The organism is Stenotrophomonas acidaminiphila (genome assembly GCA_002951995.1).
Lineage (GTDB): Bacteria > Pseudomonadota > Gammaproteobacteria > Xanthomonadales > Xanthomonadaceae > Stenotrophomonas > Stenotrophomonas acidaminiphila_A.
The window spans coordinates 3,205,073-3,219,287 of record CP019797.1 but is presented as its reverse complement, the minus strand read 5'-3'; the positions used below and the strand labels follow the sequence as shown (position 1 = coordinate 3,219,287).

Annotated in this window: 14 protein-coding genes; 6 read left to right on the top strand and 8 right to left on the bottom strand. The window is 70.0% G+C overall.

Annotated features, from left to right (window positions below):
* Positions 1-4: 4 nt before the first annotated feature.
* The 8 genes from B1L07_14430 to B1L07_14395 all read right to left on the bottom strand — a co-directional run bounded on the left by B1L07_14430 (position 5) and on the right by B1L07_14395 (position 6,802).
* Positions 5-1,378 (bottom strand): leucyl aminopeptidase, encoded by a 1,374-nt coding sequence (locus B1L07_14430; GenBank protein AUZ56087.1) that lies wholly within the window; start codon positions 1,376-1,378, stop codon positions 5-7.
* Between the two features lie 55 nt (positions 1,379-1,433).
* Entirely contained in the window at positions 1,434-2,093 is a 660-nt protein-coding gene (locus tag B1L07_14425) for a hypothetical protein (protein ID AUZ56086.1), read from the bottom strand.
* A gap of 4 nt (positions 2,094-2,097) precedes the next feature.
* On the bottom strand, positions 2,098-2,793 hold the full coding sequence (locus B1L07_14420; protein ID AUZ56085.1) for an HAD family hydrolase: 696 nt from the start codon (positions 2,791-2,793) through the stop codon (positions 2,098-2,100).
* Positions 2,794-2,831: 38 nt separating this feature from the next.
* Complete coding sequence (locus B1L07_14415; protein ID AUZ56084.1) at positions 2,832-3,941, bottom strand: AI-2E family transporter; 1,110 nt, start codon at positions 3,939-3,941, stop codon at positions 2,832-2,834.
* A 47-nt stretch (positions 3,942-3,988) separates the two neighbouring features.
* Positions 3,989-4,420, bottom strand: a complete 432-nt coding sequence (locus B1L07_14410; protein AUZ56083.1) for a hypothetical protein — start codon at positions 4,418-4,420, stop codon at positions 3,989-3,991.
* Positions 4,417-4,914, bottom strand: coding sequence for a hypothetical protein (locus B1L07_14405; GenBank protein AUZ56082.1), 498 nt, complete (start codon positions 4,912-4,914; stop codon positions 4,417-4,419). Before B1L07_14405 ends, B1L07_14410 begins: the two co-directional genes overlap by 4 nt.
* Positions 4,915-4,921: 7 nt before the next feature.
* Positions 4,922-5,281: a hypothetical protein gene (locus tag B1L07_14400; GenBank protein ID AUZ56081.1), complete on the bottom strand. Its 360-nt coding sequence runs from the start codon at positions 5,279-5,281 to the stop codon at positions 4,922-4,924.
* Between the two features lie 96 nt (positions 5,282-5,377).
* Positions 5,378-6,802 carry a heat-shock protein gene (locus B1L07_14395; GenBank protein ID AUZ56080.1) on the bottom strand — a complete coding sequence of 475 codons (1,425 nt, stop codon included), beginning with the start codon at positions 6,800-6,802 and terminating at the stop codon, positions 5,378-5,380.
* 461 nt (positions 6,803-7,263) lie between these two features.
* On the opposite strand from B1L07_14395, the gene B1L07_14390 reads away from it, so the two are divergent.
* The 6 genes from B1L07_14390 to B1L07_14365 all read left to right on the top strand — a co-directional run bounded on the left by B1L07_14390 (position 7,264) and on the right by B1L07_14365 (position 14,154).
* Positions 7,264-9,417: a ribonucleoside-diphosphate reductase, adenosylcobalamin-dependent gene (locus B1L07_14390; protein AUZ56079.1), complete on the top strand. Its 2,154-nt coding sequence runs from the start codon at positions 7,264-7,266 to the stop codon at positions 9,415-9,417.
* Between the two features lie 142 nt (positions 9,418-9,559).
* A complete protein-coding gene (locus B1L07_14385; protein AUZ56078.1) occupies positions 9,560-10,246 on the top strand; it encodes a hypothetical protein in 687 nt (228 codons plus the stop codon).
* 76 nt (positions 10,247-10,322) lie between these two features.
* Positions 10,323-11,087, top strand: coding sequence for an NrdJb (locus B1L07_14380; GenBank protein AUZ56077.1), 765 nt, complete (start codon positions 10,323-10,325; stop codon positions 11,085-11,087).
* 167 nt (positions 11,088-11,254) lie between these two features.
* Positions 11,255-11,971, top strand: coding sequence for a hypothetical protein (locus tag B1L07_14375; GenBank protein AUZ56076.1), 717 nt, complete (start codon positions 11,255-11,257; stop codon positions 11,969-11,971).
* 196 nt (positions 11,972-12,167) lie between these two features.
* Positions 12,168-12,878, top strand: a complete 711-nt coding sequence (locus B1L07_14370) for a hypothetical protein (GenBank protein AUZ56075.1) — start codon at positions 12,168-12,170, stop codon at positions 12,876-12,878.
* A gap of 151 nt (positions 12,879-13,029) precedes the next feature.
* On the top strand, positions 13,030-14,154 hold the full coding sequence (locus B1L07_14365) for an alpha/beta hydrolase (GenBank protein AUZ56619.1): 1,125 nt from the start codon (positions 13,030-13,032) through the stop codon (positions 14,152-14,154).
* The last annotated feature ends 61 nt before the right edge of the window (positions 14,155-14,215 follow it).

Sequence of the window (14,215 nt, the reverse complement as noted above, 5' to 3'; positions counted from 1 at the left end):
GGCATCAGCCGTAGCGGGCCTTGAGCATCGCCCACGCCGAGCGCAGCGCCAGCGCCTCGCCGCCGGCCGGGCGGCCCGGGCGGTCGCTGTCGTTCCAGGCGTAGACGTCCAGGTGCGCCCATGCGCGGCCTTCGTCGACGAAGCGCTCCAGGTACAGCGCCGCGGTGACGCTGCCGGCCATGCGCGAGCCGGCGTTGGCCATGTCGGCGATGCCACTGTTGAGGTAGCGCTGGTACGGCCGCCACAACGGCATGCGCCACACCGGGTCGCGGGTCTGCTCGCCGGCCTCCAGCCACTGCCGGGCGAGCGTGTCGTCGTTGGCGAACAGCGCCGGCAGGTCCGGGCCCAGGGCGATGCGCGCGGCACCGGTCAGGGTGGCGAAATCGATGATCGCGTCGGGCTGCATCTCGCTGGCGTAGGCCAGCGCGTCGCACAGGATCAGGCGGCCCTCGGCATCGGTGTTGTCGATCTCCACGGTGATGCCCTTGCGCGTGGTGATCACTTCGCCCGGGCGGAACGCATCGGGGCCGACCGCGTTCTCCACCGCCGGCACCACCAGGGTCAGCCGCACCGGCAGCTTCTGCGCCATCACCAGCCCGGCCAGCGCCAGCGCATGGGCGGCGCCGCCCATGTCCTTCTTCATGTTGCGCATGCCATCGGCCGGCTTCAGGTCCAGCCCGCCGGTGTCGAAGCACACGCCCTTGCCGACCAGCGCCAGGTGCGGCGCGGTGTCCTGGCCCCAGCGCAGCACGATCAGCCGCGGCGCGCGGTGCGAGGCGCGGCCGACCGCGTGGATGGTGGGGAAATTCATCTCCAGCAGTTCGTCGCCGGCGATCACTTCCAGCGTGCCGCCGTGGGCGTCGGCCAGCGCGCGCGCGGCGTCTTCCAGGTGCTGCGGGCCCATGTCCTCGGTCGGGGTGTTGACCCAGTCGCGCACGCGCAGGCACGCGGCGAGCACGTCCTGTACCTCCGCCGACGGCGTGGCCAGCAGTTGCGCCGGTTGCCGTGCCGGCTTGCGGTAGCGGGCAAAGCGGTAGCTGCCCAGGCCCCAGCCCAGGTGCAGGTTGGAAAGCCCGGCGGCATCGAGCGCGCTGGCCAGCTGCCAGCGGCTGCCGGCCGGCAGTGCGAACGGGGCGTGCGCGTAGGCATGGGCATCGGCGCGGTCGCCGACGCCCAGCACCGCGCCGGCCAGTCCGTCGTCGCCGGGCAGCAGCGCCACGCTGCCCGGCGCGGCAGTGAACTGCTGGCTCTTCAGCCACGCCTGCGTGGCGGCCGGCTGGGCGTCCAGCCACGCAGCGAACGACGCCTTGTCGAGCACGTGCAGCGGCAGGGCGTTGTTGGCATCGGAGGTGAAACCAATGGATGGCGAAGCAGACATGGGGGTCATTCCTGGTAATGGGGGGCGGTGGCGCGTGATGGCCGGCCGCCCGTTGTCATGATGCCGTTCCGATACGTGGAAGCAGCCAGTAGAGGGCGGCGCAGTTCAGCACCGCGCTGGTCCAGAAGCCGAGCTGGAAGCCGATCTTGCGGGTCTTGTGGCGGAATGCCTGCTGCGCCAGCAGGCCGCCCGGCCAGCCGCACAGCAGGTCGAAGGCGTGCAGGGTGCTTTCGCGCGTGCGCCATTGGCCGTTGCCGGCGGCGTTCTTGTCCCGGGCATAGGCGAAGAACGACACCGTGCCCATCGCCATATAGGCCAGCGTTACCGGCAGCGGCCAGAGCCGCAGCGCGCCGCCGGCGGCCAGCGCGATGAGCGCACAGGCAAGAATGCAACGCTGCACGGCGTCGATCGGCGCGGCCGCGGCACGCCGCTGGCGGGCGGTGGTCTTCGCCGCCACGCGCCGCTGCGCCCGGGTACGCATCACCGCGGCATTGACCAGCGTGACGTCCACCGCGTTCAAACGGCCGCGCGCATCACGCTCGCAGTCGTAGCGGATGAGGTCGCCATCGGCGGGGCGGCGCCCGGCCCCTGCAATCGCCTTGATGTGGACGAAGGCGCGCGCCGCGTCGCCGGCACCGGCCTGCGATTGCAGCGGGCGCACGAAGCCATGGCCCTTGCCGTCGTTCCAGTGCTCGATGCGGCCCAGTTGCGACATGACCTCACTCCTGCGCGTCCAGCCAGTCGGCCAGCCCGGTGAGGGTGTCGAACTGCAGGTCCGGTTGCAGGCCGGCGTGGGTCCAAGGGTGCGATTCGCGGTTGATCCAGCAGCCGCGCAGGCCCGCGCGGATGGCCCCGGCCACGTCCATCTCGGCGTGGTCGCCGACGTGCAGGACATGGGTGCGCTCGACACCCAGCCGGGCGCAGGCGGCGTGGAAGATGCCCGGGTCCGGTTTGGCCGCGCCGAACTCGCGCGAGCCCAGCTGGAACGCGAACAGGTCGCCGATGCCGATGCGCTGCAGGTCGGCGTTGCCATTGCTGACCGCGGCCACCGGCACGCGCGCGGCGATGCGCCGCAGCGCGTCCAGCGCGTCGGGATAGAACTCCACCTGGTTGCGTGCGGCGTAGAACGCCTCGTAGGCCGGTTCCAGCAGCGCCAGGCCGGCACCGCTCTTTTCCAGCGCTTCGGCCAGGGTGAGGCGGCGCAGCGCGCTCAGGTCGTAGTGCAGGTGCGGGTTGTCGTCGAAGGTGCGCACGCGCAGTTCGCGCATGGCCTCCACCGGGTACATCGCCGCCGTGGCCGGGCTGTGGACGCGCATCCAGTCGTGCAGCACCTGGTCGATGCGGGCACCGATGGGTGCGAACGGCCAGAGCGTGTCGTCCAGGTCGAGGGTGATTGCTAGGACAGGAAAGTTCACCGGGCCATTTTACGGCAGCGCGGCACGCGGCGCCTTGCCTATTCCAGCAGGCGCGCCCAGCCCTGCATGCCGTCCAGCCGTGCCAGCACCAGCTTGGCGCAGACCAGCAGCGGTACCGCCAGCAACAGGCCGACGATGCCCCACAGCCAGCCGAACAGCATCAGCGCCAAGACCAGCATCAACGGCGAGATCGCCATGCGCCGGCCGAGCACGATCGGGGTGACCAGCTGTCCCTCCAGCGTATGCAGCGCCAGGTAGGCCAGCGCCGGCGCCGCCACGGCCAGCGGCTCGCGGAACTGGGTCAGGCCGACCAGCAGCATCAGCGCGATGCCGATCAGCGGGCCCACGTAGGGCGCGAAATTCAGCAGCATCGCCACCGTGCCCCACAGCAGCGCCTCGGGCGCGGCAATGCCCAGCAGCACCAGCACCCCGGCCAGGGCCAGCCCGACCAGGGCATTGATGATGGTGATGGTCAGCACGTAGCGCGAGATCTCGCGCTCCATCGCGCGCAGGATGTCGGTGGTGAAGCGTTTCTGCTGGCGGTTGGGCAGCAGCGCGATCACGTGCCGCTGCAGGGTTTCGCCGTAGATCATGAAGAACAGGGTCAGCAGCACCACCGCCAGTGCCGAGGCGGCCAGCCGCGGCGTGCGCACCAGTACCTTGTACGGGTCGTCGAGCCGGGTGCGGATCACTTCCACCTTGCGGTTGTCCTCGCCGCCGGCGGCGCGGGCGAAGCTCTCGGCGGCCTGGTTGGCCTGCTGCACCGGCCGCACCAGGTCGCGGACCTTGCGCGATACCTCGCGCAGCTGCTGCGGCGTCTCGGCGAACCAGTCGGCGGCCGGCCCGGCCAGTTGCACCGCCAGCGCGCCGGCACTGGCCAGGCCCAGCACCAGCACCAGCAGCGCGGCCAGGAAGCGCGGCAGGCGCAGTTTCTGCAGCAGGCGGATGATCGGGTTGCCGACCAGGGCGAAGAACATCGCCAGCAGCACCGGCAGGACCACGTCCTGCGCGGCCCACAGGGTCGCGCCCACCGCCAGCGTGGCCAGCACCAGCAGGGCGGTGGAGGCGCGCGGGCGCGGCGCCGGCGCGGCCGGTTCGGTGGAGGCGGCGGTGTCGGGCGCAGCGGTGTCGGACGGCAGTGCGGACATCGGGCGGCACTCCGGTGCGGAAGGGGCGTGGCCGGCGGCCGCGCGGCTCAGGATTCTGACAGTTCGGTGGCGGCGGCGGCCGCCTGCGGCGGCGTGCCCGCGGCCGCGGGCGTCGCCCCTGCTGTCGGCGTGGGCGGGTCCGCCTGCGGGGCGTCGTCGCCGGCCGCTTCCGCGGTCGCCGCGGCGGCCGCGGCCAGCCCGGCTTCCTGCAGCGTGGCGATCGAGGCCTGCGCCGAGGCGACCAGCCCGGATACCGAGCCGATCATCTGCAGCCAGCGCGCGCCGCTGAAGGCGCCGCCGGGTTCCAGCCTGCCGGCGACAAAGCCACCGGCGAGCCCGGCGATGAGGATGCGGCCCGGCGTCCAGCTGTGGCGCCAGGCCGCCTCCAGCGTGTCCCATTGCCGCACGGTCTCGTCCATGCGTACCTGCACGACGGCTTCGGCGCGGCGCACGCGGCGCTGCAGGGCATCGAAGTTCATGGCGTCCGGTCCCCGGGGATCTCGACGTCGGCGTCGGGGTCGTCCTCGGCCGGTTCGTCGAACAGGCCCAGTCGCGACAGCTGCCGGCGGGTGGCATGCATGCCGGTGTGGTGGAAGAAGTAGCTGACCCGCCAGATCGCATAGCCGGTGACCGCCAGGCTGGCCAGCGACGTGACCAGCAGCGACACGAACCAGGACAGGCCCAGCGCGTGCAGCAGGGCGATCAGCGTGGCCGCCAGCAGCAGCCACGCCGAGGCACCGAACACGATGGCCACGCCGCTCCAGGCCAGGCCACGGCCGAAGGCGCTGCGGGCCAGCGCGAAATCAGCCGAGGCCAGCCGCCGCAGCGAGCGCAGCGTGTGGGTCGCCGCATCCAGCGTCTGCCGGCCGGCGCTGCCGACCTCGCGGATGCTCTCCTCCAGCCCGGGCGCTGCCTTGCCGGCCTCGTCGTTGCCGTTTCCGGTGGCGCCCGATGGTGGCGCGTTGTCGCCCACGCCCGCGTCAGTCGTTGCTGCGGGCGAGCTTGGCGATGATCCAGCCGGCGGCGAACGCCACGCCGAACGAGGCCAGCGGGCGCTCGCGGATCAGGTCGGCGGCGCTGTCGATCAGGTCCTTGCCCTTGTCCATCAGCGCGTCCATCTGTTCCTTGGCGGCGGCGCCCGACAGCTCGGCCGCGGCCAGCCCGGACAGGGCGCTGTCGGACAGCTCTGCCTTCACGTTGGCCTTGCCCAGGCGCAGTTCGTCACCGGCCAGGCCGGCTGCGTCCTTGACCGCCGTGCCGGCGGCGCGCGCGGCCGATTTCAGGTGCGATCCGGCGTCGCCCAGGTGGTCCTTCATGGTGTCGGTGTTCGTGGGGCTCATTGTTTCGTCTCCTTCGGTTCGGGGGACGCCAGCGGGGAGGCGCAGGGAAAGCAATACCAGCGGCCGGGTGTAAGGAACGTTACGAGCGCCGGCCGATCAGCGCATCACCAGTTGTCCCTGGGTGGTGCCGCGCACGATGCGCAGCACCAGCTGCGGCGGGCGCGGGCTGAAACTGGCGCGCCAGCTGGCCAGGTCGACGAACTCGCCGCTGCTCGCGGCCAGCACGATATCGCCGCTGGCCAGGCCGGACTGCGCGGCGCGGCTGCCACGCGCCACCTCACTGACCAGGACGCCGTTGAGGCCGGACTGGCGCGCGGACTCGGGCAGGTCGACGAACGTGGCGCCGGACAGGCGCGGGTCCAGCGTATCACCGGTCACCGCGCGCGGCTGTTCCTTGAGCGTGGCCTTGAGCTGCAGCGGCTTGCCGTCGCGGCGCACGTCGAGCTCGACGACGCGGCCGACCGGCTGCAGGCCCTCGAAGTTGTGCAGTGCCTGGGCGTTGTCCACGCGCTGGCCGTTGATCGCGGTGACCACGTCGCCGGCGCGCAGCCCGGCCGCCGCCGCGGCCGAGCCGGCCAGCACGCGGGTGACCAGCGCGCCGCGCGCTTCGGCCAGGCCCAGCCCCTGCGCGATCTGCGGGCTCAGGTTCTGGGTTTCCACGCCCAGCGTGCCGCGCACCACCACGCCCTTGGTGATCAGCTGCTCGACCACGTCGCGGGCGAGGTTGGAGGGAATGGCCAGGCCCAGGCCGATGTTGCCGGCCATGCTGCCCTGCGGGTTGAAGCTGGCGGTGTTGATGCCGACCAGCTGCCCGGCCAGGTTGACCAGCGCGCCGCCGGAGTTGCCCGGGTTGATCGAGGCGTCGGTCTGGATGAAATTCTGGTAGCCCAGCCCGCGGATGCCGCTGCGGCCCACCGCCGAAACGATGCCCGAGGTCACCGTCTGGCTGAAGCCGAACGGGTTGCCGATGGCCACCACGAAATCGCCGGTGCGCAGCTGGTCGCTGTCGCCCAGCGGCAGCGCGGTGAGCTTTTCGGCGGGAATGCGGATCAGCGCGATGTCGGTGTCGCGGTCCGACCCGAGGAATTCGGCCTTGACCGTGCGCCCGTCGGCCAGCGTCACCTGCACGTCGTCGGCGTTCTCGATCACGTGGTGGTTGGTCAGCACGTAGCCCCTGGCCGCGTCGATGATCACCCCCGAGCCCAGCGACTCGTTGATGCGCTCCTGCGGTACCTGCGGGAACAGGCGGCGGAAGAACGGGTCGTCGAAGAACGGGTTGCGCACCCGCACCACCTGCTTGGTGTTGACGCTGACCACGGCCGGCATCACCCGTTCCAGCATCGGTGCCAGCGACGGCACCGGCTGGCCGGCGACCGCCGCCGGCAGCGCCGCGGTGGCGGGCAGCATGGCGCCGGTGGAGGCCTGGGCGCGGTTGTCCAGGTGGGCGTTGATGGCACTGGCGGTGAAGCCGCCGAAGGCGGCGGCCAGGGCAAGCGTGAGCAGGGTCGGGAGCGGTCGCATAAGGGCCGGGGTTCCATGCGGGGACGCCGCGCGGGGCGTCCGGGTGGGGCGGGAGTGGCTGAATGGAGTGTGGCGGCAGCGACCTAAATCGACAATGAAACATTCCGCGCCGCCGCAATCGCAGGGGGCGCAAGCCCTGCGCGGATTGCAAGATGCCGGGGGCAGATTTTTCGTTTGACATCACCCAAGCGGTGGGTAAGCTTGGCATCGCCATCAGCCACTAGATGTTGGGTTGATGTGAAATGCGTCCCCAAGAAGTAGGGTTGAGGCCCGGGGTGCAGGCACCCCATAGGAAGGCGTGCAATGACGACGGAAGCGATGCAGACCTCCGGCCCTCGCCGGACCAATCCCCGCCCGCCCGCAGGCGCGTGACCACGCGCCGGCATCGTCGTCGTTGCAGCCCCGCCCGACCGGGGAAACGGTAAACGCACCGCAAGGTGCACAAGGAGAGTTCCACCATCATGAGCACGGTGCGTCTGGAAGTGGTCAGCAACTCAACCCGATCGGACCTTATCCCCCTGCAGCCCGCCTCGCAGGACATCTGGGACAAGAAGTACCGCCTCAAGACCAAGGCCGGGCAGGCGCTGGATGCCGATATCGACGGCACCTACCAGCGCGTGGCCCGCGCCCTGGCCGACGCCGAAGGCAGCGACGACAAGCGCGCCTACTGGTACGAGCGTTTCGTCTGGGCGCTGCGCCGCGGCGCGATCCCGGCCGGCCGCATCACCTCCAACGCCGGCGCGCAGGAACACAAGCCGGCCACCAGCACCATCAACTGCACCGTGTCGGGCACCATCACCGACTCGATGGATGGCATCCTGGAGAAGGTCCACGAGGCCGGCCTGACCCTGAAGGCCGGCTGCGGCATCGGCTACGAGTTCAGCACCCTGCGCCCGCGCGGCGCATTCGTGGCCGGCGCCGGCGCCTACACCTCCGGGCCGATGTCCTTCATGGATATCTACGACAAGATGTGCTTCACCGTGTCCTCGGCCGGTGGCCGCCGCGGCGCGCAGATGGGCACCTTTGACGTGTCGCACCCGGACGTGAAGGACTTCATCCGCGCCAAGCGCGAGGACGGCCGCCTGCGCCAGTTCAACCTGTCGCTGCTGATCACCGACGGCTTCATGGAGGCGGTGGACAAGGACGCCGACTGGCCGCTGGTGTTCCCGATCAACACCAAGGAGCAGGCCGAGCTGGATCCGGCCAGCGGCGAGGAAGTGGTCTGGCGCGAATGGCCGACCCACGAGAACTACATCGTCCGCGACGACGGCCTGGTGGCCTGCAAGGTGTACGGCCACATCCGTGCCCGCCACCTGTGGGACATGATCATGGTCTCGACGTACGACTACGCCGAGCCGGGTTTCATCCTGATCGACCGCGTCAACGAAATGAACAACAACTGGTGGTGCGAGAGCATCCGCGCCACCAACCCCTGCGGCGAGCAGCCGCTGCCGCCGTACGGCGCCTGCCTGCTCGGCTCGGTCAACCTGACCAAGTTCGTGCGCGACCCGTTCACCGACAAGGCCTCGTTCGACTGGGACGAGTACAAGGAAGTGGTGCGCGTGTTCACCCGCATGCTCGACAACGTGGTCGAGGTCAACGGCCTGCCGCTGGAACAGCAGCGCAACGAGATCATGCGCAAGCGCCGCCACGGCATGGGCTTCCTCGGCCTGGGCAGCACCCTGACCATGCTGCGCATGAAGTACGGTTCGCCGGAGTCGTGCGAGTTCACCGAAGCCATTGCCCGCGACATGGCCGTGGCCGGCTGGGAAACCGGCCTGGAACTGGCCCGCGAGAAGGGCCCGGCGCCGATCATGGAGGAGACCTTCGAGGTCACCGCGGCGATGCTGCGGCAGCGTCCGGAGATGCGCAAGGACGGCTGGAAGGTCGGCCAGAAGATCCAGGGCAAGGTGCTGCACGCGCGCTACAGCCGCTACATGCAGCGCATCGCCTCGGTCGCCCCGGAGCTGGTGGACGAACTGGCCGAGACCGGCGCGCGCTTCACCCACCACAGCTCCATCGCGCCGACCGGCACCATCAGCCTGTCGCTGGCCAACAACGCCTCCAACGGCATCGAGCCCTCGTTCGCGCACCACTACAGCCGCAACGTGATCCGCGAAGGCAAGAAGACCAAGGAGAAGGTGGACGTGTTCTCCTTCGAGCTGCTGGCCTACCGCGAACTGGTCAACCCCCGGGCGATGCCGTTCGCCGAGGACGCCGAGTCGCGCCTGCCGGACTACTTCATCGCCGCCGACGACATCTCGCCGAAGGAACACGTGGACGTGCAGGCGGCCGCGCAGAAGTGGGTGGACAGCTCGATCTCCAAGACCGCCAACGTGCCGACGGACTACCCGTACGAGCAGTTCAAGGACATCTACCGCTACGCCCACCAGCAGGGCCTGAAGGGCTGCACCACGTTCCGCTTCAACCCGGCCGCCTTCCAGGGCGTGCTGGTCAAGGAGGCGGACCTGGAGAACACCACCTACCGCTTCGAACTGGAAGACGGCCAGGTGGTCGAGGTCAAGGGCAACGAGCAGATCGAGTACGACGGCGAGATGCACACCGCCGCCAATCTGTTCGACGCCCTCAAGGAAGGCTACTACGGCAAGTTCTGAGGTCGCCTTCGCACGCCGTCCCGCCGCCGCGCGGGACGGCGACGGTGGCCGCCACCACCGGGTTGTCGCCTGTGTTCCATGCCCCACCCGCTTCATTCCGCATCGCCAACGTGACCGATCCAATGCCCTTAAGGAGGGCTTTATGAGCAATGGCAATGGTGTGACGGCGACCGTGTCCCAGGTTGCCGAGAACGTGAAGGAAACCGCAGCCAACCTCGGCGACGCCATGGCCGCCACCGCCGGCGATGCCGTTGCCGCGGTCAAGACCCGCGCACGCAAGGTCGAGGCCGGCGCCACCCGGCAGGTCGCCAAGGTGAAGAAGGCGGTCAAGAAGGCCGAAAAGGTCGTCGCCAAGAAGGCCGCCGCGGCGAAGAAGGAGGTCGGCAAGACCGTTTCCAGCGTGCGCCGCAAGCTGGAGGCCGCCAAGGCTAATGCCAAGGCCGAGGCCGCGGCCCTGAAGAAGAAGGGTGCCGGCAAGCAGGCCGCCGCCAAGAAGGCCGTCGCCGCCGCCGAGAAGAAGGTGGCGAAGAAGGTCGCCTCGGCCAGGAAGACGGTGAAGGCCGCGGAGAAGAAAGTGGCCAAGGCCGTGGCCAAGAAGACCGCCGCGGTGAAGAAGGCGGTGGACAAGGCCGGCAGCAAGGTCGCCAAGAAAGTCGCCACCCGCACCGCCGCCACCCGTAAGGCGGTGAAGAAGGTCGAGAAGACGGTGGCCAGGAAGACCGCTTCCGCAAAGAAGACCGTGGCCAAGAAGGCGGCTTCGGCGAAGAAGACGGTGGCCAGGAAGACCACCGCGGTGAAGAAGGCGGCGAAGAAGGCCGCCCGCAAGTAAGCCGCACCCGCGCCCCCGCCCGCCGCGGGCGGGGGCGCCGCAACCCGCACCACAACGCATAACCAGGACCCGCACCATGGCCGTCAAGATCGACAAGAAAATCAAGGGTTATTCCGTCATCACCCCGGACGACAAGGCCCGGGAAGCGACGGCCAAGGCTCCGGTCGCACAGGCGCAGGACGATGCCCAGGACAGCAACATCGTGCACATGCACGAGCGCATCGAGCGCCCCGACGTGCTGATCGGCAGCACCTACAAGATCAAGTCGCCGCTGGTGGAGCACGCCTTCTACGTGACCATCAACGACATCGTGCTCAACGCCGGCACCGAGCACGAACTGCGCCGTCCGTTCGAGATCTTCATCAACTCCAAGTCGATGGAGCATTTCCAGTGGATCGTGGCGCTGACCCGCATCATGTCGGCGGTGTTCCGCAAGGGCGGCGACGTCACCTTCATCGTCGACGAGATGAAGGCCGTGTTCGACCCCAAGGGCGGCTATTTCAAGGCCGGCGGCGTGTACATGCCGTCGCTGGTCGCCGAGCTGGGCTCCATCGTCGAAGACCACATGAAGTCGATCGGCCTGCTGCACGATCCGGAAATGAGCGCCCACCAGCGCGCGCTGATCGCCGAGAAGCGCAAGCAGTTCGAGGACCGCTCAAAAAAAAACACTGACGCCGTAGTCGCCGCCCCCGCCGGGCGCGATGAGGACGTCCAGGTCACCGGCGAGGGCACCAGCTTCCCGCCCAGCGCCACCATGTGCCACAAGTGCAGCACCAAGGCGCTGGTGGTGATGGACGGGTGCGCCACCTGCCTGAACTGTGGCTACAGCAAGTGCGGCTGACCGGTGGCAACGCCGGATGAGACCGGGGCCGGTGTGCGCGAGCACCCGGCCCTTGTCTTTTCCGCCGGCGGGGAGCAGCCGACGGGGCTGCCTTGCGAGTTGGTGTGGACGCAGGCGTGCGTGGGCGGCTGTGTCATCCTGTGACCAGTGCCCGGGGGGGGGGAAGCATGGAACAGTTCAAGGGGTGCGTCGGCGTGGATGGCGCCGGCAGCGGATGGATCGCCGTCTGGTGGGGCGGGGGCGGGCTGGTGCATGCGCTGTACCCCGACGCCCAGCAACTTTTCCACACGCACCGGACGGCCCGGGTGATCGCGGTGGATATTCCGATAGGGCTCTGCGAGCAGGGTGGCCGCCCGGCCGATCGCGAGGCGCGCTGCTTCGTTGGCGGCAAGCGGGCCAGCAGTGTTTTTTCCACGCCCGTGCGCGGCATTCTCGATGCGGGCTCGCAGCCCGAGGCATCCCGCCGCCACCGGGAGATCGACGGGCGCGGCTTCGGCGCGCAGTCGTTCGCGATCCTGCCCAAGATCCGCCAGTGGGACCAACTGCTCCAGGGGGACGTGGATGCACGGCAACGGGTGCGCGAGATACATCCGGAGGTGTCGTTCGCTGCGCTCAATGGTGGAGCGGGGCGCGGCCTGGCGGATGGCAAGCGCACCTTCGCCGGTGCGCAGATGCGTGTCAGCCTGCTGGCGGACATCTACGGCCAGGACGCAGTGATGGCGCTGCTGCGTGCGGTGCCGGCGCGCCAGGCCGCGACCGACGACGTACTGGATGCCCTGGCGGCGTTGTGGAGTGCCGAACGCATTGCCGCTGGCCGCGCGCGATCGCTGCCGGCGCAGGTGCAGCCGGACCGCACCGGGTTGCCCGCCGCGATCTGGTACTGATCCCCGTGGGAGCACGCGTCGAGGGTGTCCCGGCGGCCAGGCGGCGGCCGGTGGACCACCCGCGGTAACGTCCGGCGCTGGCGGCCCGCGCGCCGGCAACGTCGCCTGAACCTCCCGGGCGCGGCAAACCAATGGCAGGGGTGGCGGTCCGCGCATGCGCCCTAGCATCCGCCCATCGCCCCTGCTGGATACGGTCATGCGCATCACTGCCCCGGTCGCGGTCTGCCTGCTGCTGGTCCCGCTGCTGCCGGCCTGCACGCCCGCGCAGATGCGCATGCCCGACGGCTTCACCGCCGATGCGGTGACCTACGAGGTCAGCGGCCACTCGCCGCGGCGCTTCAACGAACCGGTGCGGTTCGGGCCGTACAGCGCCCTGCGGATGCGCGAGGGCTCGACCTTCTCCTGGCGCGTACCCTTGCCGGCATTCGACGTGGGCCGCACGTCCCGGCCCTACGATTACACGATGGTGGCGCGCGACCAGCCACCGGTGGAGGTGCAGTGCCGCACGCAGGCATGGACCGCGGGCCGGGGGGGCGAATCACACCGGCTGACGGTCGACCTGACGGCGATGGCCGGGCCGTTGCTCGCATGCGGGCTGCGGATGGATGGCCAGCCCGTGCAGGTGCTGGAGGTGAGGCGCGAGGGCGAGGGCCTGCACGGGCGCCTGCAGTCGCCATGGGGAAGCGACTACGCGGTGCGCGCCGTGTATGCCTACCAGGGCACGCCGGTCAGGGGCATGACACCGACCGGTTACGTCATCGCCGGCGATGGCGGCACGCGCGCTGTGGTCGACGTGCTCAACCGCGGCCGGGTGCACTTGGACCGCCGGCTCGACGATGACCAGCGCGTGTACTTCGCCGCGGCCGCCGCCGCGCTCCTGTTGCTCGACCCGGAACTGGGCGAATGAGCCGCTGCCGTCGCCGGCGGGCAACGCGGATCGGGAACGGTCGACCACCGATGTCCCGCGGCGCGGTGCATGACCGCCACGGTCCGGCCGCGGCGGCCGCCAGCATGCCGCTTCCGGCGGTGCCCACAATCCGGCCTGGAGGCCAATGCCGATGAACGCATACCGTTTTCGCCTGCCTGCAGCGCTGGTCCTGGCGCTGGCGCCGCTGCTGGCGGCCGCGCAGGATGCCTGCCCGGACCGTTCCAGCTACGCGCCGGCGCGCGGGATCATCGCCGACCTGGGGCGCATCGTCGCGCCCAACGGCGTGCAGGAGGACTACGCGGCGAAGATCGGCGGCATCGCGCAGTGGGTCAACGTGCGCGGCCAGGACCGCGACAACCCGCTGCTGCTGTTCGTGCACGGTGGGCCGGCATCGCCGGTGATCCCCACGCTGTGGCAGTTCCAGCGCCCGCTGGAGGAGTACTTCACCGTGGTCAACTACGACCAGCGCGGTGCCGGGCGGACGCTGCTGCTCAACCCGCAGCAGGAGGTGGCCGGCACGCTGCGCATCCAGCGCTACGTCGACGATGCCATCGAACTGGCCGACTACCTGCGCAGCCGCTACCACAAGCGCAAGCTGGTGCTGGTCGGGCACAGCTGGGGCACCGTGGTGGCGATGCAGGCGGCGCTGCAGCGCCCGGACCTGTTCCATGCGTATGTCGGCATCGGCCAGGTGATCGACGTGCGCACCAACGAGCGGGTCAGCTTCGATTACGGCCTGCGCACCGCGCGCGAGCGCGGCAACGCCGAAGCGGTGCGCGAGATGGAGGCCATCGCGCCCTATCCGGGCGACGCGCCGCTCACCCGCGAGCGGATCGTCGTGGCCCGCAAATGGCCACAGCACTACGGCGGCCTGAGTGCGTTCCGCAGCGAGTCGAACTACTTCTTCCAGGGGCCGCGGTTGTCGCCCGACTACGACGATGCGGCGCGCTGCGCGATCAACGCCGGCAGCGAATTCACCCTCGGGCGGCTGCTGGATGAGTTCCTGCAGGTGGACTACCGCGGGGTGAAGCGGTTCCCCATCCCGGTGCTGATGTTCATGGGGCGCCACGACTACACCACGCCCTCGGAACCGACCGCGGCCTGGTTGGCGCAGGTGCGCGCGCCGTACAAGCGCGGCGTCTGGTTCGAGCATTCGGCGCACATGATCCCGTGGGAGGAGCCGGGCAAGACCCTGGTCAGCCTGCTGGAGCAGGTGCGTCCGCTGGCGCTGCAGGGCGAGGCCGGCGAGCGCTGACCACGCGCGTTGCGGTGCCCGCCGCCACAGGCCCGCCGCCCGCGCACGCTATGATCGGCGT